Below are 21169 nucleotides of genomic sequence, written 5' to 3'. Positions count from 1 at the left end.
CCGCCGCGCCTGGCGTAACCGGGCGCCATGACACCCCGATTCTCCTTTTCCCTGCACATGACCGACGGCAAGGCCCGCTCCGGCATCATTTCCACCCCGCGCGGCGAAATCCGTACGCCGGCCTTCATGCCGGTGGGGACGGCAGCGACGGTTAAGGCGATGATGCCGGAGAGCGTCCGCGCCACGGGGGCGGACGTGTTGCTCGGCAATACCTACCACCTGATGCTGCGGCCGACCGCGGAGCGGATCGACCGGCTCGGTGGGCTGCACAAATTCATGAACTGGGAGCGGCCGATCCTGACCGATTCGGGCGGCTTTCAGGTGATGAGCCTGGCGGAGCTGCGCAAGCTGACCGAGGAGGGCGTGAGTTTCCGCAGCCATATCGACGGCTCGAAACACATGCTGACGCCGGAGCGGAGCATGGAGATTCAGCGGCTGCTTGGCTCCGACATCGTGATGTGCTTCGACGAATGCCCGGCGCTGCCGGCCTCCCATGAGCGGATCGCGGAGAGCATGCGGCTGTCGATGCGCTGGGCGGCGCGGTCGCGCGATGCGTTCGGGGATCGCCCGGGCCATGCGCTCTTCGGCATCCAGCAGGGGGGCGACGAGGAAGACCTGCGCGGGGAGAGCGCGGAGGCGCTGCGGGCCATCGGTTTTGACGGCTATGCCGTTGGCGGGCTGGCCGTGGGGGAGGGGCAGGAGGTGATGTTCCAGGTTCTCGACTACGCGCCGGACATGCTGCCCGCTGACAAGCCGCGCTACCTGATGGGTGTGGGCAAGCCGGATGACATCGTGGGCGCCGTGAAGCGGGGCATCGACATGATGGATTGTGTGCTGCCGTCGCGGTCGGGCCGGACGGGGCAGGCGTTTACGCGCCGCGGCGTGGTCAACATCAAGAACGCCCGCCACCAGGAGGACCCGCGGCCGCTGGACGAGGGCTGCTCCTGCCCCGCGTGCCGCAACTACTCCCGTGCCTACCTCCACCACGTCTTCCGGGCGCAGGAGATCATCAGCTCCATGCTGCTGACCTGGCACAACCTGCACTATTATCAGGAGCTGATGCAGGGGATGCGGGAGGCGATCGCTGAGGGTCGGTTTGCGGCCTGGGAGTCGACGTTCCACGCGGAGCGGGCGCGGGGCGATATCGACCCCCTGTAAGGCAGTCAGCGCGGCGGGCCGGGGATGCCAGGCGGCGGATCGTCGAGGCGGCGCAGGATGCCGTCGGCCAGAGCCTTGCGCAGAAGGCGGCGGTATTCCGGGGCGTCCGCGCCATAGTGGCGCCCCGCCAGCCACCATTTCGGCGCCCTGAGCGCGAGCAAACCCCAGGAGAGCGGTCCGGCTGCCTGCCGATAGAGCAGGATGCCGTTGCGGTGGTGGTAATAGACCTTCCAGAGCGGGCGGTAAGTTTTGGTCGCGTCGCTCATCGTCGCGCAGTCGTGTTCGAACCGGATCGACGGGGCGAAGACGATGCGGCAGCCCGCCTGCGAGAGCCGGAGCGTGTGGATGAGATCGTCGCCATATATAAAGAGACGCGGGTCCGGCCCGTCCATCGCCTCCAAGGCTCGGCGGGAGAGGAACAGGCCCACGAAGGTCGCCATGTCGATGGGCAGAGACGGCGCGCCGGCATCGTAGGCGGCATCGTCGATCCGGAAGCCGCGCTGCCTCCGCCCCTTGGCGAAGGGATTGCGCAGGGGGCGGTTCATGTCGCAGATCCGGCCATCGGGGTAGAAGACGGCGGCGGCCACGGCGTCCGCGGTTTGCCAGTCGTGCTGGCGGAACCGGGCGAGGGCGCCGGGGGCAGGGCGGCCATCGTCGTCCATCAGGACGGTCCATTCGGCGCCAACGTGGTCTCTTGCGTGCGCCATGCCGCGCGCGAAGCCGCCGGCGCCGCCAAGATTGCCCTCCGTCAGCAGCACGTCACACCGGGGGCTCCGCTGTGTTTCGAGCCATTCCCGTGTGCCGTCGGTGGAGCCGTTGTCCACCACGACGACGTGGTCGATGCCCTCCATGTCGAGCCGTTCGAGGGTTTTCCGGATATGCTCCAGCCGGTTGAAGGTGACCACGACAGCGGCAATGCGGCAGGCGCCATGGGGCGTCGGGGCGGGGGGTGTTTCAGGGGGCATCCGAGGGCTTCCGTTGCGGTGGCGGGACACTAGACAACCGGCGGCGCGGGGTCCACAGGATCGGCACGCCGCTTCAATCTGACCAATGTATCTGCTTGCCGGCCCGCGCCCGAGCCGTCATGCTCGAGGCAGAAGAGGGCGAGGTTGACTTTGTCCGCCGGCACCACCACCTCTAGCCCCGATGACCGGAGAAGGCCGAGTGCCGCCAGACTTGGGGCCGGTGCCTTCTTGCCCAGACAGGAATATCAACATGCGCGAGCCACTCAACCAGTCCTACCCCGTGTTGCCCCTGCGCGATATCGTGGTGTTTCCCCACATGATCGTGCCGCTTTTCGTGGGCCGGGAGAAGTCCGTCCGGGCCCTGGAAGAGGTGATGCAGGACGACAAGCAGATTCTTCTGGCCAGCCAGATTGACGCTGCGGATGACGACCCTTCTTCCGAGGGGATCTATTCCGCGGGCGTGTTGGCCAATGTCCTGCAACTCCTCAAGCTGCCCGACGGGACCGTAAAGGTGCTCGTCGAGGGCATCCACCGGGTGCGGATCTTTGAATACCTTGATAACGAAGATTTCTTCGAGGCGAGAGCCGAAGAGCTGCCGGAGGAAATGGGCGACCGCGACACCGTGGCCGCGCTGATCCGGTCCGTCGCGGAGGAATTCGAGCGGTACTCCAAGATCAAGAAGAACATCCCCGAGGAGGCGCTCGCCGCCATCGCGGAGACGCGCGATGCTGCGAAGCTGGCCGACCTGGTGTCGGGCCACCTTGGCGTGGAAGTTCAGCAGAAGCAGGAGCTTCTGGAGACGCTCTCGGTCGCGGAACGGCTGGAGCGGGTCTATGGCCTGATGCAGGGGGAGATGTCCGTCCTGCAGGTCGAAAAGAAGATCAAGACGCGCGTGAAGTCCCAGATGGAGCGGACGCAGCGCGAGTATTACCTGAACGAACAGATGAAGGCGATCCAGCGCGAACTGGGCGACGGCGACGAGGGCGCCAACGAGATCGCCGAACTGGAAGAGAAGATCGCGGAAACGAAGCTTTCCAAGGAAGCGCGGGAGAAGGCGGATGCGGAGCTGAAGAAGCTCAAGAACATGTCGCCCATGTCCGCCGAAGCGACCGTGGTCCGCAACTACCTCGACTGGATGCTGTCGATCCCGTGGGGGACGAAGTCGCGCGTCAAGAAGGACCTGACGCGCGCCCAGAAGGTCCTCGACGACGATCACTACAGCCTCGAGAAGGTCAAGGAGCGGATCGTCGAGTATCTCGCCGTTCAGCAGCGGTCCGCCAAGCTGAAGGGGCCGATCCTGTGCCTCGTCGGGCCTCCGGGTGTCGGCAAGACCTCGCTCGGCAAGTCGGTTGCGAAGGCGACGGGGCGCGAGTTCATCCGCATCTCGCTCGGCGGCGTTCGCGACGAATCCGAGATCCGTGGCCACCGGCGGACCTACATCGGTTCCATGCCCGGCAAGATCATCCAGGCGCTGAAGAAGGCCAAGACCACGAACCCGCTCATCCTGCTCGACGAAATCGACAAGATGGGGCAGGACTTCCGTGGCGATCCGGCCTCCGCGATGCTTGAGGTGCTCGATCCGGAGCAGAACAACACGTTCGTGGACCACTATCTCGAGGTGGAATACGACCTCAGCAACGTGATGTTCCTGACCACGGCGAACTCCTACAACATGCCGGGCCCGCTGCTGGACCGGATGGAGATCATTCCGCTGGCCGGCTACACCGAGGACGAGAAACGCGAGATCGCGCGGCGTCACCTGATCGGCAAGCAGATGAAGAACCACGGGCTGAAGCCCAAGGAGTTCGAACTGACCGATGCGGCGCTGACCGAGATCATCCGCACCTATACCCGTGAGGCGGGGGTGCGGAACCTGGAACGCGAGATCGCGAAGCTCTGCCGGAAGGCGATCACCAAGATCATCAAGAAGGAGGTGGAGACCGTCGTCATCGAGCCGAAGGACCTTGAGGATTACCTTGGCGTCAAGCGGTTCCGCTATGGCCTGGCCGAGAAGGAGGACCAGGTGGGCGTCGTGACCGGGCTGGCCTGGACCAGCGTCGGTGGCGATCTTCTGTCCATCGAGGCGCTGAAGCTTCCTGGCAAGGGGCGGATGAAGACGACCGGCAAGCTGGGCGACGTGATGAAGGAATCCATCGACGCGGCCAACAGCTTCGTGCGGTCCATCGCGCCGGAGATCGGGGTGAAGCCGCCGAAGTTCGACACGATCGACATTCACGTTCACGTGCCGGAAGGGGCGACGCCAAAGGACGGCCCCTCGGCGGGCGTGGCGATGGTGACGTCCATCGTGTCCGTGCTGACCAAGATCCCGGTCCGCAAGGACATCGCGATGACCGGGGAGGTCACGCTGCGCGGCAACGTGCTGGCGATTGGCGGGCTGAAGGAGAAGCTTCTCGCGGCGCTTCGGGGCGGCATCAAGACGGTGCTCATCCCGGAGGAGAACGAGAAGGACCTGACCGAGATTCCGGACAACGTGAAGGAAGGTCTGGAAATCATCCCGGTGGCCAATGTCCGCGATGTGTTGCGGCACGCGCTGGTTCGGATGCCGGAGCCCATCGAATGGGACGAGGCGGCCGAGGAGGAAGCCGCGGCCGCACGCGCCGCCGCCATCGAGGACGCACGTGGCGGGGAACCGCAGACGGCGCACTGACGGCCGGATCATAGAGATATTGGAAAAGGGCGCCCTCACCGGCGCCCTTTTTCGATTCGCCGCCAGGTTGCAGGCTGGGACCGCCCGGGAAACGATCCTTGGGGAAGGGGCGGAAAGGCATCGGTTCCGCAACGGTCGCGGGGGTCGAAAGCGCCATTAACCGTTTGATAACCGTTTGCATCTTTCTGCCGCAATTCTTGGTTAACGTCCGTCTTCGTCTGTACGATTTCCGAGTTTCCAGGTGCCGCACGGCCGGTCCGAACCCCGCAGGAAGATCCCGGGGCGGGCGTCGTCCGTGTCTGAATCGTATCGTGATGAGGAAGACTGCCAATGGTAAACGACAAGGCAAAGCGGGCTGGGCCGCCGTCGGATGTGCTGGACCACCTGATCGAGGTCCACACCAAGAACGGAACGCTCGACAACCTTCTGGACAGCGGGATCGGCGCGGTCATCGAAGACCAGATGGACCCCGGGGACCCGGGCGATCCGGGTGGGCCCACCGATCCGGAACCGCCGGCGCAGATCGCGATCCTGGGCGGCAGCACGGCGGCGGAAGGCTGGGAGGCGTGGACCTTCGACGGACAGACGCTCACGCCGCTCGGCGACATAAATGATGGCGCTGGCAGCTCCTTCGCGGGCCGGACCGGATTCATAGAGTATGCGGGCAGCCTCTACTTTTCCGCATATGACGCCAGCGGATACGAGCTGCGCAGCTACGACCCGGCGACCGGGGAAGTGGCGCTGGTTGCGGAGATCAACGGCAGCGGCAGCGCATCGCCGTCGGACTTCATCGTCTACGACGATACGCTGTTCTTTACCGCCTACGATCGCGCGAGCGGCTACGAGTTGCGCAGCTATGACGCGCAGACGGGGGTCGTTTCGCTGGTGGCCGATATTGCGGACGGGTCCTCGAGTTCGTACCCGGAGAATCTTTTCGCGTTCGACGGCAAGCTGTTCTTCAGCGCCGAAGATCCCGACGCAGGACTGGAATTGTTCAGCTATGACCCTGTCGCGGGCGTCGTGCTGCACGATATCAACCAAGGCACCGGGTGGTCCGCTCCGCAGGGGTTCATCGAGTTCGACGGCAAGATGTTCTTCAGCGCGACCGGGGACGGGACGGGATCGGAACTGCATTCCTACGATCCGGCAACGGGCGAGGTGAGCCTTGTGGCGGATATCTACGCGGGCAACCCGGGGTCGTCTCCGCAGGACTTCGTCGTCTACGACGGGAAGCTGTTCTTTACGGCCTACGATCCCGCGAACGGGTCCGAACTGCGGTATTACGATCCGGCGGACGGCTCCGTCTCCGTGGCGGCGGAGTTGATCTCCGGGGGCGGGAGCTCGTATCCGGGCAACCTGATGGTCTTCGACGAGAAGCTGTTCTTCACCGCGATGGATGGGGCGACCGGGCTCGAACTCCGCAGTTATGACGCGACCACAAACGAGGTGGCGTTGATCGCGGATATTGCGTCGGGGGCCGAAGGCTCCGCGCCATCGGGGCTGCAGGCACATGACGGCAAGCTCTACTTCAGCGCGACCGATCCCGACACCGGGCGGGAGTTGTATGCCTACGATCCCGAGACCGGAACCGTCGACGCGTTCGATTTTCTGGAGGGCAGCGACAGCAGCAATGCGGAAGTGGCAGGCGTTCTGAATGGTGAACTGTTGGTCTACGCTTCCGTCGATCCGGACGGGGACGGCGTTGCGGACAGCGCAGTCTTCGTGAGCGAGGGGCCGATCACTTCGGTGGAGGATTTCGCCCGTGTCGACGACCCGAGCGGCACCTTCCAGCCCATGACGGACCCGTACCTGTTCGACGCGGGCCTGATCGCCTGACGATGCGACGCTGGCCGGGGGACTGGCGGGCCTCCTGCGGCCGCTTCCGGGTGCCGGAGGCGGCCCGTTTCAGCCTTGCAAACGGGCGTGGCAGCCGGTATTTCGCTCGTCGCCGGGTGATTAGCTCAGTGGTAGAGCGCTTCGTTCACATCGAAGATGTCGGGGGTTCAAATCCCTCATCACCCACCATCCCCCCAAGTCGATCGCGCGCCTGCCATGGGCGGCCCTGTCCGCGCGGATCAAATCGACGTGCGGGGAGGCCGAGGGCGGTGATATTTTCGCCCGATCTCCCCATATGCGGATCATGTGACTTTCAATTGGATTACAGTGATGAAACGCATGGCATTGGGTCTCGTTATGGTGGCTGCCGCGTCGTCCGCACAGGCCGCATCGAACATGGAACAGACGGTGATTGCCGACTTGCGCAGGGACGGTGTGTCGGAAGAGTGCATCGCCAAGGTCACGCTGAATGACGCGGCGCGGATCACCGGGATCAAGAACGATCCGAACCGCAGCGACGGCAGCAAGAACACTTCGATCAAGAACCAGGTGAAGAAGATCTGCGCGCGGTGAGGCGATCACGGCGGCCGGGGCTGGGACGGCCCGTTAGGAGGCCGGCAGCGGGGGCTGTTTGCGCCTTGCCAAACTTCGGGGTTGCCGCTATCCCGCACGCCACCGGGTGATTAGCTCAGTGGTAGAGCGCTTCGTTCACATCGAAGATGTCGGGGGTTCAAATCCCTCATCACCCACCATCCCCACCCCCCACTTGCTGCGCGGGCCTGGCATGACCGACTTTTACATCCTGCGCCACGGCGAGACGGTCTGGAACGTCGAGGGGCGGATGCAGAGCCATCTGGATTCGCCGTTGACCGAACGTGGACGCGCGCAGGCCCTGCGGCAGGGGGAGATCCTGCGCGGAGCCGGGGTGGAGGGGCTGGCCGTCCACAGCAGCCCCAGCGGCCGGACGGCAGAGACGGCGGCGCTGGCGCTGCCGGGGGTGCGGCCCGTCTTCGACCGGCGCCTTGCCGAGGTCGGCATGGGCGAGTGGCAGGGGCGGACGCTGGAGGAGATCGAGCGGCTCTGGCCCAGCACCGTGGACGACCCGCACCCCTTCCTGTGGAAGTTCGACGCCCCCGGGGGCGAGCGGTTGGCGCAGATGCAGGCTCGTATTGCGGACTGGCTGGCGGAACAAAGGGCGCCGGTGATCGTCGTCACACACGGTGTTACCTCGCAACTGCTCCGCGGAATGCTGCTCGGTCTCGATATTCCCGCCATGGCCGGTTTGGAGGATCGGCAGGGCGTGGTCTATCGTGTGTCGCAGGCGACGGGCGAGGTGCGTCTGGAGGCAGTCTAGAGGTATCTGCCGGAACCGGCCCATGGCCCCGACAGGATAGGCGCGCGTGATGAAGACAGATTGCCGGGAGTTCGTCGACGCTCTGCGCAAGGTAACGGATGCGGACGCGCTCTGGCGGGTGATGCTCACCTTTTTCTATAGTCGCGGCGGGATTCGTATCAGCTACCGTCACGTACAGGGCGACCCCGACCGGGACATGACGCCCACCATCTATCACGACGGATTCCCAGATGGGTTCATTCGGCGTTCCGTTGCCGAGGGGTACCATCGCAGCAACCCCATCTCGGCGGTCGCCCTAGTGACGACAGAGCCCTTCTACTGGTCCGATGTCGAAACGAAGAGGAAGCTCTCGGACGCCGAATTGGCCTTTCTGGATATCGTTCGCACCGAGATTCCCGGGAATGGAGTGGTCATTCAGATGTTCGGGCCAAATAGTCGGAATGGAACGATAAATCTCGGTTTCCCGGAGGATTTTCCGCGGCTGGAGCCGTCGGAATTGGGGGAGTTGCAGCTGGTGGGGCAGGCGGCGCATCTGGCCTATTGCCGACTGGTTCCGCCGGAGGAGCAGGAGGCCCATCGCCTGACCGCGCGCGAGGTCGAGATTCTGGAGTGGATCGCGCAGGGCAAGTCCAACTCCGTCATTGCGGACATCCTCGGAATCTCCGTCCATACCGTCGACACGCATATACGGCGGATCTTCAAGAAGCTGCGGGTTCACGACCGGACGACGGCGGCGGTGAAGGGGCTGGGCGCGGGACTGGTTCAGAACGCGACGTCAGGCTGGGGTCCGTAGCTCCGTGCGGGCGGGTCACGCGGGTACGGGACTGATCCGGGTGTACCGGTGCAGATATTCACGTTGGACCTGCGGTAGGCGGGGTTCGGAACCGGCGCCGGACCCGCTTGCCACCCGTGCGCCGGCTCGAGCGCCAACGTGAAGGGTCACGCCCATCGGCCCATCGAGCGATGCCCGGCACGCCACGTATTTGACAGGCAGCCGGGCGGTTTGACCCCCGCGTCAGAAAAGGGGGCGCCACAAGCACCACTCACGTGCTCTGACCGCGCGGTTTCCGCGCGTTGGGCGGCGGGTTTCCGGAAAGGACCCGCCGCCATTTTTAACAGGGGACGGGCAGGCGTGCGGCGTGCCGGCAGGTTGCTTCACTCTGGCGAGTATGCGACACGATCTCGACGCTTCCGGGTCGACAGAGGTATTCGATGAGCTCCTTCACATCCCTGCGCACAACGATGGTCGATACGCAAATCCGGCCATCCGACGTTACGAAGTATTCGATCATAAGTGCGCTGCTGGCCGTCCCGCGGGAACTCTACGTGCCGGCCAACCTCCGCGAGGTCGCCTATGCGGGCCAGAACGTGCCGATCGGTGACCGGCGCGTGATGCTGGAGCCGCGGACGCTTGCCAAGATGCTCGATGCGCTCAACATCGGGCCGACCGACCTGGTTCTCGATGTCGCCGCGGGGCTGGGCTACGCCACTGCCGTCGCGGCCCGGCTGGCCGAAGCGGTGGTCGCGCTGGAAGAGGATCAGGACCTTGCGTCGGAAGCAGAATCCACGCTCGCCGCAGAAGGCGTGGACAATGCCGCGGTGATCCAGGGTCCGCTGACGGAGGGCGCGCCGCAGCACGGCCCCTACGACGTCATCATGATTCAGGGCGGTGTTGCCACGCTGCCACAAGCATTCATGGACCAGCTCAAGGAGGGCGGACGCATCGCCTGCCTGTTCATGGACAGTGAATGTGGTGCAGTCAGAATAGGATACAAGATAGACGGTGCCGTGAACTGGCGGTTCGCGTTCAATGCCGGTGCGCCCGTAATGCCAGGGTTCGAGGCGGAGAAAGCATTCTCGCTGTAATCGGCGAATCGAGCCTGCTATAGTGCAAGAAAAGGCAGGCCTTCGAGAGGGAGCAGTTCGCGTGAGTATTTATGGCAGGCGCCTCAGGCGCGATATCTTCGGCGCGGCGACGGCCGTTGCGATGCTCATGCCGATTGGGGCTGTGGCGGAGACCTTGTCCGACGCCTTGATCGACGCTTACAGGAATTCCAACCTGCTCGAACAGAACCGGGCGTTGCTGCGGGTGGCCGATGACGACGTCGCGGTCGCCTTTTCGTCTCTTCTGCCGACGTTGGATTTCATCACCGATTTCGGCGCGACCCATCCGAACGACCGGCAGTTTAACTTTGCCGGCCAAGACGTGACCCCTGACAACCTGAACGCGACCTTCGCGCTTCAGGCGAAGATCGATCTGTACGCGGGCGGGCGGAACAAGCTTGGAGTAGAGGCCGAGAAAGAAACCGTTCTGGCCACGCGAGAGGCGCTCCGGTCCTTGGAGCAGAGCGTTTTGCTGCAGGCCGTCACCGCGTATTTCGGCGTGCTCCGCGCCCAGGCCTTCGTGAACCTGCGCGAGAACAACGTTCGGGTGCTGCAGCAGGAAAAGCAGGCCACCGGAGACCGGTTCGAAGTTGGCGAAGTGACCCGGACGGACGTCGCCCTGGCCGACAGCCGCTCTGCCGCCGCCGTCAGCGCGCTCGAAGCCGCGCGTGGCGACTATGCCATCTCCCGCGAGAACTTCCGCACCGCAGTTGGGCGCTATCCCGGCGATCTTCAAACCCCCGCGAACCTGCCGGTGACGGCCGCGTCGGTTGGCGAGGCGACGAATGTCGCCGTGCGGACGCACCCGGATATTCGGCAGGCGCAGCGGGAAGTGACCGTAGCGGAACTCGGGATGAAAATCGCGAAGGGCGCCTATCTGCCGACGATCAGCGCAACCGTCACGTCGCTGACCGGCACGGACGACCGGTACGACGACGAGGAGCACCGGCTCGGCATCACGCTGAACCAGCCGATTTACCGGGGCGGCCGCCTCGCCGCTCTGGAGCGGCAGGCGATTTCGCAACGCAACGCGTCGCGCTCCAATCTGTTGCAAACGACGCTTGGGATCGAAGAGCAGGTGGCCAGCGCCTGGGCGAACCTTGAGGTGTCGAGGGCGCAGATCCGGGCCACCGATCTGCAGATCGACGCCGCCCAGATCGCCTTTGACGGCACCCGGGAAGAAGCGACGCTCGGCGCACGTACCACGCTCGACGTGCTGGACGCCGAACAGGAACTGCTGGACGCCCGCGCCTCCCGCATCGACGCGATTGCCACGCAATACGTAGCAGCTTATTCACTTCTTTCTGCCATGGGTCTGTTGACGGTCGACCACCTGAACCTTGGAATTCAGACCTATGACCCCGCTGGCTACTACAACGCTGTCAAACACGCGCCCGCGCGCTTCTCGCCGCGGGGGCAACAGCTCGACAAGGTGTTGCGGAAGATCGGCAGGCAATAAGCGTTCGCATGCTCGCGTGGCTGGACGATCGAAGGCCCCGGCTTCACAAGTCGGGGCATTTCCATATGATAAGGGTGCGGTCTCGTCGCGGGCCTGGGAAATGAGCAAGGGCGGGAGGTGACATGTCGGAGCCAGTAACCAACGCTGAGATCGAGGATGTCCTGCTGTCCATACGGCGACTCGTGCAAGGCGACGCCCGCACGGAACCGGATGTGGAAGAGCCGGAGCCTGCGGACGCGGCTGCTCCAGAGGCGCCCGACGCCGCGCCGACGCCGTTTTCCGCGCGCGTCGAAAAGCCGGAGAGCGAGCGGCATGCCCCGCCACGGCCCCGTACCCGGACCGAGACACCGGCCCTCATCCTGACCCCGTCCCTGAGGGTGACGGAGGAGGAAACGATAGACGCGCCGGCCGAAGTGGCGTCGCTGGACGCGGCAAACCAAGACATGGTCACCGACGCCTCCCCTGTGCCCGAGGAGCCTGAAGCGGCAGAAGTCGCCGATCCCGATGAGGACGGGGAGGCGGCGATTTTGCCGGAGGACACCTCCCCTGTAGCGGAGGCGGAACAACCCGCCGAGCCGAAGGACGACGTTTCCGGCGACGCCACACCCGAGATTCCCGTGGCAGAGGTGCCCAGTTTCGTTCGGGCCGCTGTCGAACGGCGGAACCGCGCCGCGGCGTCGCAACAGGGTCGGCCTGCGAGCGCCGGGGACGGAGCAACCTCTCCGCAATCGGTAAGCGAGGACGCTGAGTCCGGCGGCGACTCGACCTTTGCCTCGCGGAACGCGCCGCGCGCCGGTTTTCGGTTCGGCACGCATGCGGACCCCAACGTTTACAATCTGCCGACATTCCGCCATTCGCCTGCGAACCGGGATTCCGCGTCGGACGACAGGGACTCAGCGTCCGACCAGCAGCGTCCGCCGTCGCTGACCGATGACGTGGTGCCCATGATGCCCTCGTTCCGGGCGCATGCCCGCCAAGGGGCCGCCGCGGCGGAGGCGCCCGGTAACGGGGCGGGGGATCATCCGTCCCGCTTGGAAACTCCGACAGACGTCGCCAAAAGCTCCGCCGCGTCGGGCGCCTATGGCTCCGGTCTGGATGCCGATGCCCTGTCGGCCCTGATCTCGGAGTGCGTGCACAAGGAACTGCAAGGGGAACTCGGTGAACGCATCACCCGCAACGTGCGCAAGCTGGTCCGCCGGGAGATCCACCGGGCACTTTCCATGCGAGATTTCGAGTAGGACCCTAAACGGCACCAGTGGGTGCCTGGGCTACAGGAGATCGCGCACAAGAGGATCGCGGACCGCGATTTCAATTCTGCCGCGCCATTGACTCGCCCGCCCACGTCGGCCCGCCGCTCTCCCGGGCAGTTTCGTGGCGTTCGTAGGCCGTTGCACCCGAGATCGGCTGGCTCCGGCCTGATCGAACTGGGTGAGATCCCCATTTTACCCCAACAGGCGAATTGGGTGTATGAGACAACGCCCATGTTTGACTCACGGCCGCGAATCCAGGCTGCGCGCGCAATCTGCCGTACGTAAGGCGGGCCGCTTTCTCGGCAGGCGCTTTGGAGCTCGTGGGCCGACGCGAGAAGGACCAGTGGAAACGCGTCATGGGAGATTTTGACCAATGCTCAGCCCCGCGCCAATCGGTGCCGAGGTGGACGAGGCAGCGCTACGAGAGAAACGCGAGCCATGGATCCAGCCTTCGCGCACGGTCGATGCGCCTGAGGATGGGGGTGTCGCTCGGCCGGCCGCGCTTAGTCGAGCTCGTGGGCCGATAATGTCCGATCAGACGGCGTCCTCCTTAAGAGCGTACGAGCGATCCTCGGAGCGGCACGAGTGGATACCAAGAGTATGTCCCAGTCCGCGCTATGAGAAAGGCGCACCAACGTTCCCATTACCGGCGTTAATATAGGTGATACGCGCAGAGGCGGGCGACCAGAGGGACGGCGCAAGTTCGACCAGAGGGCCACGCCGTTTCTACTCCGGTGGTACTTGCACGGAATCGGGGCGACTGTCCCGGGCTGCAGCGACCGGGCCGGCGCGGCTATTCGGATATCGCTGACGGGGTGAGTTTGTCGGGCGCTAGATGTCGAGTCGCCACAACGAAAAAGGGTGCGCGGAGGGTGCGCACCCTTTTTCGGTTGGTTTCCAGTCCGCCCGGCCAGGGGCAGGCGGGCAGGATCAGGCGGCCTCGGCTTGTTCGGCCGCGGCTTGGCGACGTTCGCTTTCCTCGCGGGATAGCGCGACAGACGTCCGCACACCGCTCGCGACGAATTGCATCAAGCCGGACACAACCCGTTCATTGGGGTCGATCCCGGCACAGCTCAGCACTTCACGCCCATCGCGAGAGCGCGCCCAACGGGCGATCTGCTCAGGGCCGTTACCGTATTTCTTGTCATCGGCAATGGCATCATCCAGCGCGGCCAACACAACAGCAGCAAAGAGCTTCCTCGCTCTCTGACCCTGCTCATAATTGAAAGCCGTGCCGTCAACGAAATCACTCATCTCGTCGTCCTTTATTCTTGCTCTTGTCTTTTCGGCATGGCGCCGAATATGACCTATTTGCTGCGATTCGGTATTTCCGTTTTGGAATGCCACCCATGTTCCCAACGCATAGCTCTATCTTCCAAAACGCCATATCTGGTCGACTTGCCAGCCCCGGATGACCAAGATATAGAGGCCGGCGAAACCGGATCAAGCGCCGCACGAGACTCTTCATGCCGAAAATTAACGGAAACGAAATTCGCCCGGGCAATGTTCTGGAGCATAACGACGGCCTTTGGGCCGCGGTCAAGGTGGACCATGTGAAGCCCGGCAAGGGCGGCGCGTTCGCTCAGGTGGAGCTGCGCAACCTGCGCAATGGTTCCAAGCTGAACGAGCGTTTTCGCAGTGCCGACAAGGTCGAACGCGTGCGTCTGGAGCAGAAAGACCAGCAATTCCTGTATGAAAACGATGGGATGCTGGTGTTCATGGACAACGACACGTTCGAGCAGATCGAGCTGCCCGCCGAGATCCTCGGGGAGCGGCGTCCGTTCCTGCAGGACGGGATGACGATCCAGATCGAGTACTACGAGCAGGAGGCGCTGAGTGCGAGCCTGCCGCAGAAAGTGGTCTGCAAGGTGGTGGAAACGGAGCCGGTGGTGAAGGGCCAGACGGCCGCCAACTCCTTCAAGCCCGCGCTGCTGGACAACGGCGTCAAGGTGATGGTGCCGCCCTTCGTTGGGCAGGACGAAGACATCGTCGTGAACACCGAAACGATGGAGTATTCCGAGCGGGCCTGACCGGCTCTTACCGCTCCGAAAATAGGGCCGCCATCGCGCGGCCCGTTTGCGTTTCAACCCCCGACGGCGGACAGGCAGCGCTCGACGAGGCCGCGGTAGCTGCTGCCGAAGAGGCGCAGGTGCACCAGGGCCGGCCAGAGCTGGTAGACGGGGCGGCGGTCGTCCATGCCCGGCTCGGTGGGGCCGTACCCCTCCCAGAACGCCGGGGCGGGACGGCCGAAGAGGTGCAGCATGGCAAGGTCGACCTCCGCGTGGCCGTGATAGCAGGCGGGATCGATGAAGAAGGCGGTGCCGCCCGGGCCGAAGAGGGCGTTGCCGGACCACAGGTCTCCGTGGAGGAGGGCCGGGGGCGGCGCGGACGGCAGGAGGTCCGGCAGGCGGCGGACAAGGGCGTCGATGCGGCGGCGCAGGTCGGCGGGCGTGCCATTCGCCGTGGCCAGCAGGCGGCGTTCGCCCCAGAAGGCAGGCCAGTCCTCCATCGCGTCGTTAAGGATTTCGACGGACCCGAAGGCGTAGTCGTCTTGCCAGCCGTAGGTCGCGCCGGTGCTGTCGTGCAGGCGGCGGAGGCCGACGCCGAGGGACTGCCAAGCGGGCGGCGTTGGGGAGGCTTCGTCCAAGGTCTCCAGGAACAGCACGTGCGCGGTGCACGCCAGGACGTCCGGAGCCGGCGCGCCGGCGGACCGGATGGCGCGGAGCATTCGGGCCTCCCGGTCCACGAGGGGGCCGCATTTCGCAACGACCCGCCGTCCGTCTGGCCACTCCAGCAGGAGGACGTCCGAGAGGTCGCCGCCATGGAGGGCGCGGGCGGAGGCAGGGGGCGTGCCGAACGTCTCTTCGGCGGCGCGGGTGGCGGCGGCTACCGCTCCCATGTGACTGTCGCCGAGCCGGCCTGCATTGCGCCGGTGGCGCGGTCGAACCGCAGATGGGCGAGCCCGTGGCCCTGCGATTGGGTGTAAAGCCGCCCGACGGCCACCTCGCCGGAGACGATCTCGGAGCCGACCGGAGCGCTGCCGTCTACGGCAACGGTGACGAGGCCCTTCCGAAGCTCCGTCTTGTGCTTCATCCGCGCGGTGACTTCCTGCCCGACGTAGCAGCCCTTGTGGAAATCCACGCCATTCAGCCGCTCGAATCCGCATTCGAGGATGTAGCTGTCGTCCGGGATCAGCTCGATGCCGCTTTCCGGCACGCAGGCGGATACGCGGAGGGCGTCCCAATCTGTCGCTGGCGCGTCACCGGTGGACGGCGTGTAGAGCCGCCAGCCCAGCGAGGGATGGCGCGGGTCGGCGAAGGCGACGTCCGGCGCGTCCCCGACGCCGCGGAGCACGTTAAGGTCCGTGGCCTCGATGGTCACGTCGGCCCGCAGGCGGTACATGGTGAGCCGCTTGGCGAGACCGGCTGCCATGGGTTCGGCCACGTCGAGCAGGATGCGCTCGCCGTTTGGGATCAGGAAGAAGTCGGCGAGGTATTTCCCCTGCGGCGTCAGGAGGGCGGCGTAGACGGCGCCGTGGGCCAGCTTGGCCACGTCGTTGGTGACGAGCCCTTGCAGGAAATGCTCGCGGTCGCCGCCGCCGATGGCGAGCACGCTGCGCCCCGATGCCTGTTCCCCGGTCATTTCGTTCTCCCTTTCCGCTCCGCTCCTATATAGGGGAGGGCGCGCTGGCCCGACAGACCCGGAGGTGAGATGACTGCGCCGCTTTCCGTCGTGATCCCGACCCTGAACGCCGAGGCGGCCCTGCGTGGGTCGCTGCCGGGCGTATTCGAGGGCGTGGCGGCGGGGCTGGTGCGCGATCTGGTCATCAGTGACGGGGGATCGGGGGACGAAACGGTCGCGCTGGCCGAGGCCGTCGGCGCTCATGTCGTTCGCGGCGACGCGGGCCGTGGCGGCCAGTTGCGGCGGGGCTGCGCGGCGGCGCGGGGGGCGTGGCTACTGGTGCTGCACGCGGACACGCACTTGCCAGCGGGGTGGGTGGACGTCGTTGAGGCGGCGATGGTGGAGCCGGACTGCGCCGGTGCCTTTCGCTTGTCCTTCCGGGCGCGGGGGGTGGCGCCGCGGATCGTGGCGGGGTGGGCCAACCTGCGGAGCCGGGCGCTCCGTTTGCCTTACGGTGACCAGGGGCTTCTCCTGTCGCGGGCGCTTTACGAGAGGTCCGGAGGGTACCTGGACATTCCGCTGATGGAGGACGTCGCGCTTGCGCGGGCGCTCGGGCGACGGGTGCGGCTGCTGCCGGCGACGGTCTCGACGTCGGCGGATCGCTACGCGGCGCAAGGGTGGGTCGGGCAAGGGGCGCGTAACCTCTGGAGGCTTGCGCGGTACATGACGGGGGTCCCCCCGGAGCGGCTTGCGCGGGGCTATTCGGCGGCGGAGGCTTCGTCGCGCTCGCTGAACTGAAGGCGGTAGAGTTCGGCATAGGCACCGTCCCGCTCCAGCAGCTCGGCGTGGGTGCCCTGTTCCACCACGCGTCCGGCGTCCATCACCACGATCTTGTCGGCGTTGCGCACCGTGGCGAGGCGGTGGGCGATGACGAGGGTGGTCCGGCCCTCCGACAGCCGTTCGAGCGCGGACTGCACCACCGCCTCCGAGTGGGCGTCGAGAGCGGAGGTCGCCTCGTCCAGCAGCAGGATCGGCGTGTCGCGCAGCAGGGCGCGGGCGATGGCCACGCGCTGCCGCTGGCCGCCGGAGAGGGCGGAGCCGCGCGGGCCGGCGGGGCTGTCGATGCCATCCGACAGCGCGTCGATGAAATCGGAAACGAAGGCGGCGTCGATCACCTCGCGCAGCCGTTCCTCGGAGACATCCGTGCGGCCGAGCAGGATGTTCTCTCGCACCGACTCGTCGAAGAGCAGCGCATCCTGCGTGACGACCGAGAACTGGCCGCGTAGGTCGGCGATGTCGAAACGGCGGATATCCGTGCCGCTCATGGTCACAACACCGCCGTCGATTTCCACGAGCCGGGTCAGAACGTTGAAGACGGTGGATTTGCCCGCGCCTGACAGGCCAACGAGTGCCGTCGTCTGACCGGCATGGGCCGTGAACGTGGTGCCGCGCAGGACCGGCAGGTCGCCGTAGGCAAGCTCGACCCCGTCCAGCCGGATATCGCCCTGCGCCTCCGGCAGACGCACCGGGTGTTCGGGACTCTTGAGGTTGGGCCGCATCTCGAGCAGTGTCTTGAGCCGGTGAAGGCTGACGGCGGTGGCCTGCCAGACGCCGCTCATCCCCCCGATCCGCCGGATCGGATCAAAGGCGAGCGCCATGGCGGCGAAGAAGCTCATGAACTCCCCCAGCGTCTTTTCGCCGGCGAGGATTTCGCTGCCGCCGTAGAGCAGAACCGCGCAGAACCCGATGCCGCTCATGATGTCGATCATGGCAGGGATCAGCGCCTTGCCGAAGCTGGCCCGGGTCTCCGTTTGGATCTGCTGGTCGGCGAGGTCGCGGAACCGGCCGGTCTGGTAGGCCTCCAGGGCGTTGAGCTTGATGGGCGTGATGCCGTGAAAGATCTCGTCGAGCCGGGTGCTCATCATGCCGGCGTTGATGCGGTTGCGGAGCGAGACCTGGCGGACGAACCGCTGGACGAGCAGCGAGGGAAGCACCAGCAACGGCACGCCGACCAAGGCGATCAGCGTCCAGCGCCAGTCGATCCAGAAGACCACGGCGAGCAGGGAGACGAGCGACATCACGTCCCGTCCGGCGCCGGTGATCAGAACGTTGGAGACGTTGCGGATCGCTCCGGTATCGCCGCGAATCCGTTCCATCAGTGCGCCCGGTGGGTTGGCCTGATGGAACAGGGTGTCGAGCGTCATCACGTGTTGCAGCAGCCGGGTCTGAAGTTCGAACACGATCTTGGCAGAGGTGCGCGTGATCAGCACGCGCTGCGCGACGTTGGCGAAGGCCCGGATGACGAAAATGCCCATCATGACGATGCCGACAATGAGCATCGCCTCTTCATTGCCGCCGACGAAGACGTCGTCGAACATCGGTTTCATCATGTAGCTCATGAGGCCCAGCATGGAGCCTTCGATGGACATGAGGAGGGCCGCCACCACGACCGGCACGATGTGCTTGCGCATGTAGTCGCGCCAGAGCCAGACGAAGAGCCTGCGCTGTTCGCGCCAGCCGAGATCGTCGACGTTCTCGATTTCGGCAAGGGGTTTGATCATGTCGTGCGCCGTCCGGCCCGTTTGGCGGCGAAGCTCTCGGCGGCCGTGTTGTGATCGTATTCGGTGCGGAACCACGTTTCCAGGTCGATCGGGCTCTCGGCGTTGCGGGCTTCGTACATGTCGAAGATATGGCCCACGATGCCCGTCGCCGTCCAGTTGGCGTGGGCGTAGCGGAGCGACAGGTGCTTGCGCGCCTCTTCCAGCGGGACGCCCTCGATCACGGCTTTGTAGAGCACGGAGGCGAAGCCCGCGCGATCCGCGCCGGACTTGCAGTGCATGACGAAGGGTTTCTCCATCTGCCGCATGGTGTCGATCAGGGCCACGATCTCCTTCCGTCGTGCGGGTTTGCGCGCGTAGATCCGGGCCGTTCGGAGCTCGATCCCCAGCGCGTCGCAGGCTTCCTTCTCGAACAGCCACGGGCTGCGGCCGTCGTCGCCGCGCAGGTTCAGGATGCTGCGGATTCCCATTTCCTTGTACCTGACGAGTCGTGCCGGGTCCGGATGGTTGGAACGGTAGACGCCCTCGGCGACCTTGTCGAAGTTGGTCCACCAATATCGGAAAAACGCGTGGTCGAAGAGGTGGAAATGCAACCATGCCCGGCGCCGCGCCTCGCGTTGCGCGATGTCCGCCCCCACGGACCCGCGCATCCGGCGTTCGATGCTTTCGAACCAGGTCTCGATACGTTTCAACATGGGGTCGTCGGCTTCCCGGTGAGCGCGCCGTGGGCTTGGCGTCGCAGGGACTTAGCGCAAAAACAGGGGTCAGGGCAAGCATCGGGGGGGAGCACGGGCGCCGAGGGCGCGGGGGGCTGTCTGCCCCCCGACCGGCGCGGGGCGCGCCGGCCTCCCCCCGAGGATATTTGCGGACACAAGACGCCGGGAGACCCGCACCGGGGCATTGGAGTGCGGGGCGATTGACGGCCGCGCGGCTGCGTCCTAAGTCCGGGGGTCGGTTTCTTTTTTTGGAGAGTCCCATGTCAGTTCAGCGCGGCACCCAGTACCTCGCCATCCCTGGCCCCTCGGTGATGCCGGAGGCCGTCTTGCGGGCGATGCACCGTCCCGCGCCCAACATCTATACCGGCGAGTTGATCGATATCGTCGAGACGATCATGCCTGAGCTGAAGCAGGTGGCCCGGACGGCGGGCGAGGCGGCGATCTATATCTGCAACGGCCACGGGGCCTGGGAAGCGGCGCTGGTCAATGTGTTCAGCCGCGGGGACCGGGCGCTGATGCTCGCGACGGGGCGCTTCGGGCACGGCTGGGCGGACATGGCCGGCCAGCTCGGGGTGGAGGTCGAGCGGATCGATTTCGGTCGGCGGGCGCCGATCGATCTGGACCGGGTGGAGGCCGCGCTGCGGGCGGACACGGCGCATTCGCTGAAGGCCGTCATGTGCGTGCATGTGGATACCGCCACTTCGGTACGGAACGACATTCGCGCGCTGCGGGAGGCGTTGGACAGGGCAGGGCACCCGGCGTTGCTCATGGTGGATTGCATCGCGAGCCTGGCCGTCGACCCGTTCGAGATGGACGCCTGGGGCGTCGACGTGATGGTGAGCGGGAGCCAGAAGGGATTGATGACGCCGCCGGGTCTTGGCTTCGTCTTTTTCAGCCCGAAGGCGGACGAGCTGCGCGAGCGTGCGGGTCTGGTGACGCCTTATTGGGACTGGAGGCCGCGGGTGCGGCCGGAGATGTTCTATCAGTACTTTGGCGGTACGGCGCCGACGCATCATCTCTATGGTTTGAGGGCAGCGCTGGATCTGATCCGGGAAGAGGGGATGGAGGCGATCTGGGCGCGCCACGCGCGGCTGGCCCGCGCGGTCTGGGCGGCGGTCGAGGCGTGGGGGGAAGATGGCCCGCTGGCGCTCAACATCGCCGACCCCGCCTGCCGGAGTCATGCGGTGACGACCGTTCTGGCCGGCCGGGAGAACGGAACGCGGCTGCGCGACTGGCTGAGTGCGCGTATGGGCGTGACGCTCGGGATCGGGCTCGGCATGGCCACGAACGAAGACCCGAACTCGGACGGCGCCTTCCGGATCGGGCACATGGGGTATGTGAATGGGCAGATGGTGATGGGGGTGCTCGGTTCCGTCGATGCGGGGCTCAAGGCGCTCGACATTCCTCATGGGAGCGGGGCGCTGGAGGCTGCCTCGCGGGCCTTGGGCGACGACTGACGCCGCTAGCCGCGACGGCGACGGGCGAGACGGTCCAGCAGGTGATTGAGCAACAGGGCCGTCAGCGCCACGGCGGGCCACCCCAGCGTGAGGCGCAAGGCGAGGAGCAGGCAGAAGAGGTTGACGCCTGCCGTGACGAGCGCGGCGACGGTGTAATCCGGCGCGCGTCCCATGGTATGCCGTTTCATCCCCGTGCTCCTGTGTGGGACATACCGCCACCATAAACCGGGGCGGCGGGCTTGC

The 21169-nt window shown here is 65.6% G+C and carries 19 protein-coding genes and 2 tRNA genes; 14 read left to right on the top strand and 7 right to left on the bottom strand.

Going from position 1 to position 21169, the window contains the following annotated elements; genetic code table 11:
- Nucleotides 1-27: 27 nt before the first annotated feature.
- Nucleotides 28-1158, top strand: coding sequence for a tRNA guanosine(34) transglycosylase Tgt (gene tgt / locus BM075_RS05715; protein ID WP_093359690.1), 1131 nt, complete (start codon nucleotides 28-30; stop codon nucleotides 1156-1158).
- 5 nt (nucleotides 1159-1163) lie between these two features.
- Here the strand turns inward: tgt and BM075_RS05710 are convergent, their stop codons facing one another.
- Nucleotides 1164-2123, bottom strand: coding sequence for a glycosyltransferase (locus BM075_RS05710; RefSeq protein ID WP_093359689.1), 960 nt, complete (start codon nucleotides 2121-2123; stop codon nucleotides 1164-1166).
- A 250-nt stretch (nucleotides 2124-2373) separates the two neighbouring features.
- Between BM075_RS05710 and lon the strand changes: the two genes are divergently transcribed.
- The 10 genes from lon (at nucleotide 2374) to BM075_RS05660 (ending at nucleotide 12562) form a co-directional block, all read left to right on the top strand.
- Nucleotides 2374-4791: an endopeptidase La gene (gene lon / locus BM075_RS05705; protein ID WP_093359688.1), complete on the top strand. Its 2418-nt coding sequence runs from the start codon at nucleotides 2374-2376 to the stop codon at nucleotides 4789-4791.
- A gap of 330 nt (nucleotides 4792-5121) precedes the next feature.
- Nucleotides 5122-6627 carry an NHL repeat-containing protein gene (locus tag BM075_RS05700; RefSeq protein WP_093359687.1) on the top strand — a complete coding sequence of 502 codons (1506 nt, stop codon included), beginning with the start codon at nucleotides 5122-5124 and terminating at the stop codon, nucleotides 6625-6627.
- A 114-nt stretch (nucleotides 6628-6741) separates the two neighbouring features.
- A tRNA-Val gene (locus tag BM075_RS05695) sits at nucleotides 6742-6816 on the top strand.
- A 141-nt stretch (nucleotides 6817-6957) separates the two neighbouring features.
- A complete protein-coding gene (locus BM075_RS05690) occupies nucleotides 6958-7200 on the top strand; it encodes a hypothetical protein (RefSeq protein ID WP_143089823.1) in 243 nt (80 codons plus the stop codon).
- Nucleotides 7201-7304: 104 nt separating this feature from the next.
- Nucleotides 7305-7379: transfer RNA gene (locus BM075_RS05685), tRNA-Val, on the top strand.
- 32 nt (nucleotides 7380-7411) lie between these two features.
- Nucleotides 7412-7981: a histidine phosphatase family protein gene (locus BM075_RS05680; RefSeq protein ID WP_093359685.1), complete on the top strand. Its 570-nt coding sequence runs from the start codon at nucleotides 7412-7414 to the stop codon at nucleotides 7979-7981.
- A gap of 49 nt (nucleotides 7982-8030) precedes the next feature.
- The gene (locus BM075_RS05675; protein WP_093359684.1) at nucleotides 8031-8774 is read left to right on the top strand and encodes a helix-turn-helix transcriptional regulator; all 744 of its coding nucleotides are present in this window, start codon (nucleotides 8031-8033) and stop codon (nucleotides 8772-8774) included.
- A gap of 419 nt (nucleotides 8775-9193) precedes the next feature.
- Nucleotides 9194-9847 carry a protein-L-isoaspartate O-methyltransferase family protein gene (locus tag BM075_RS05670; protein WP_093359683.1) on the top strand — a complete coding sequence of 218 codons (654 nt, stop codon included), beginning with the start codon at nucleotides 9194-9196 and terminating at the stop codon, nucleotides 9845-9847.
- Nucleotides 9848-9908: 61 nt separating this feature from the next.
- Nucleotides 9909-11324 carry a TolC family outer membrane protein gene (locus BM075_RS05665; protein WP_245758750.1) on the top strand — a complete coding sequence of 472 codons (1416 nt, stop codon included), beginning with the start codon at nucleotides 9909-9911 and terminating at the stop codon, nucleotides 11322-11324.
- A gap of 122 nt (nucleotides 11325-11446) precedes the next feature.
- On the top strand, nucleotides 11447-12562 hold the full coding sequence (locus BM075_RS05660; protein WP_093359682.1) for a hypothetical protein: 1116 nt from the start codon (nucleotides 11447-11449) through the stop codon (nucleotides 12560-12562).
- 942 nt (nucleotides 12563-13504) lie between these two features.
- Here BM075_RS05660 and BM075_RS05655 read toward each other — a convergent pair.
- Nucleotides 13505-13828 carry a DUF6280 family protein gene (locus tag BM075_RS05655; protein WP_093359681.1) on the bottom strand — a complete coding sequence of 108 codons (324 nt, stop codon included), beginning with the start codon at nucleotides 13826-13828 and terminating at the stop codon, nucleotides 13505-13507.
- 212 nt (nucleotides 13829-14040) lie between these two features.
- On the opposite strand from BM075_RS05655, the gene efp reads away from it, so the two are divergent.
- A complete protein-coding gene (efp, locus tag BM075_RS05650) occupies nucleotides 14041-14604 on the top strand; it encodes an elongation factor P (RefSeq protein ID WP_093359680.1) in 564 nt (187 codons plus the stop codon).
- 53 nt (nucleotides 14605-14657) lie between these two features.
- On the opposite strand, the gene BM075_RS05645 is transcribed toward efp, so the two are convergent.
- Complete coding sequence (locus BM075_RS05645; RefSeq protein ID WP_093359679.1) at nucleotides 14658-15473, bottom strand: fructosamine kinase family protein; 816 nt, start codon at nucleotides 15471-15473, stop codon at nucleotides 14658-14660.
- The gene (gene ygfZ, locus BM075_RS05640; RefSeq protein WP_093359678.1) at nucleotides 15461-16216 is read right to left on the bottom strand and encodes a CAF17-like 4Fe-4S cluster assembly/insertion protein YgfZ; all 756 of its coding nucleotides are present in this window, start codon (nucleotides 16214-16216) and stop codon (nucleotides 15461-15463) included. Before ygfZ ends, BM075_RS05645 begins: the two co-directional genes overlap by 13 nt.
- A 69-nt stretch (nucleotides 16217-16285) precedes the next feature.
- Here ygfZ and BM075_RS05635 point away from each other — a divergent pair, with 69 nt between their 5' ends.
- Nucleotides 16286-16993: a TIGR04283 family arsenosugar biosynthesis glycosyltransferase gene (locus tag BM075_RS05635; protein WP_093359677.1), complete on the top strand. Its 708-nt coding sequence runs from the start codon at nucleotides 16286-16288 to the stop codon at nucleotides 16991-16993.
- On the opposite strand, the gene BM075_RS05630 is transcribed toward BM075_RS05635, so the two are convergent.
- Both BM075_RS05630 and BM075_RS05625 read right to left on the bottom strand, forming a co-directional pair.
- Nucleotides 16954-18756, bottom strand: coding sequence for an ABC transporter ATP-binding protein (locus BM075_RS05630; protein WP_093359676.1), 1803 nt, complete (start codon nucleotides 18754-18756; stop codon nucleotides 16954-16956). The two genes, BM075_RS05635 and BM075_RS05630, sit on opposite strands and share 40 nt — an antisense overlap.
- A complete protein-coding gene (locus BM075_RS05625; RefSeq protein WP_093359675.1) occupies nucleotides 18753-19448 on the bottom strand; it encodes a tyrosine-protein phosphatase in 696 nt (231 codons plus the stop codon). The genes BM075_RS05630 and BM075_RS05625 overlap by 4 nt, the downstream gene beginning before the upstream one ends.
- 281 nt (nucleotides 19449-19729) lie before the next feature.
- Here BM075_RS05625 and BM075_RS05620 point away from each other — a divergent pair, with 281 nt between their 5' ends.
- Nucleotides 19730-20926, top strand: a complete 1197-nt coding sequence (locus BM075_RS05620) for a pyridoxal-phosphate-dependent aminotransferase family protein (protein WP_093359674.1) — start codon at nucleotides 19730-19732, stop codon at nucleotides 20924-20926.
- 5 nt (nucleotides 20927-20931) lie between these two features.
- Here BM075_RS05620 and BM075_RS05615 read toward each other — a convergent pair whose 3' ends face one another.
- Nucleotides 20932-21114 (bottom strand): hypothetical protein, encoded by a 183-nt coding sequence (locus BM075_RS05615; protein ID WP_093359673.1) that lies wholly within the window; start codon nucleotides 21112-21114, stop codon nucleotides 20932-20934.
- Nucleotides 21115-21169: the final 55 nt, after the last annotated feature.

The organism is Tropicimonas isoalkanivorans (assembly GCF_900112335.1).
Taxonomy (GTDB): domain Bacteria; phylum Pseudomonadota; class Alphaproteobacteria; order Rhodobacterales; family Rhodobacteraceae; genus Tropicimonas; species Tropicimonas isoalkanivorans.
The sequence above is the reverse complement of the archived record's forward strand: the minus strand, read 5'-3'. Positions and strand labels throughout refer to the sequence as shown.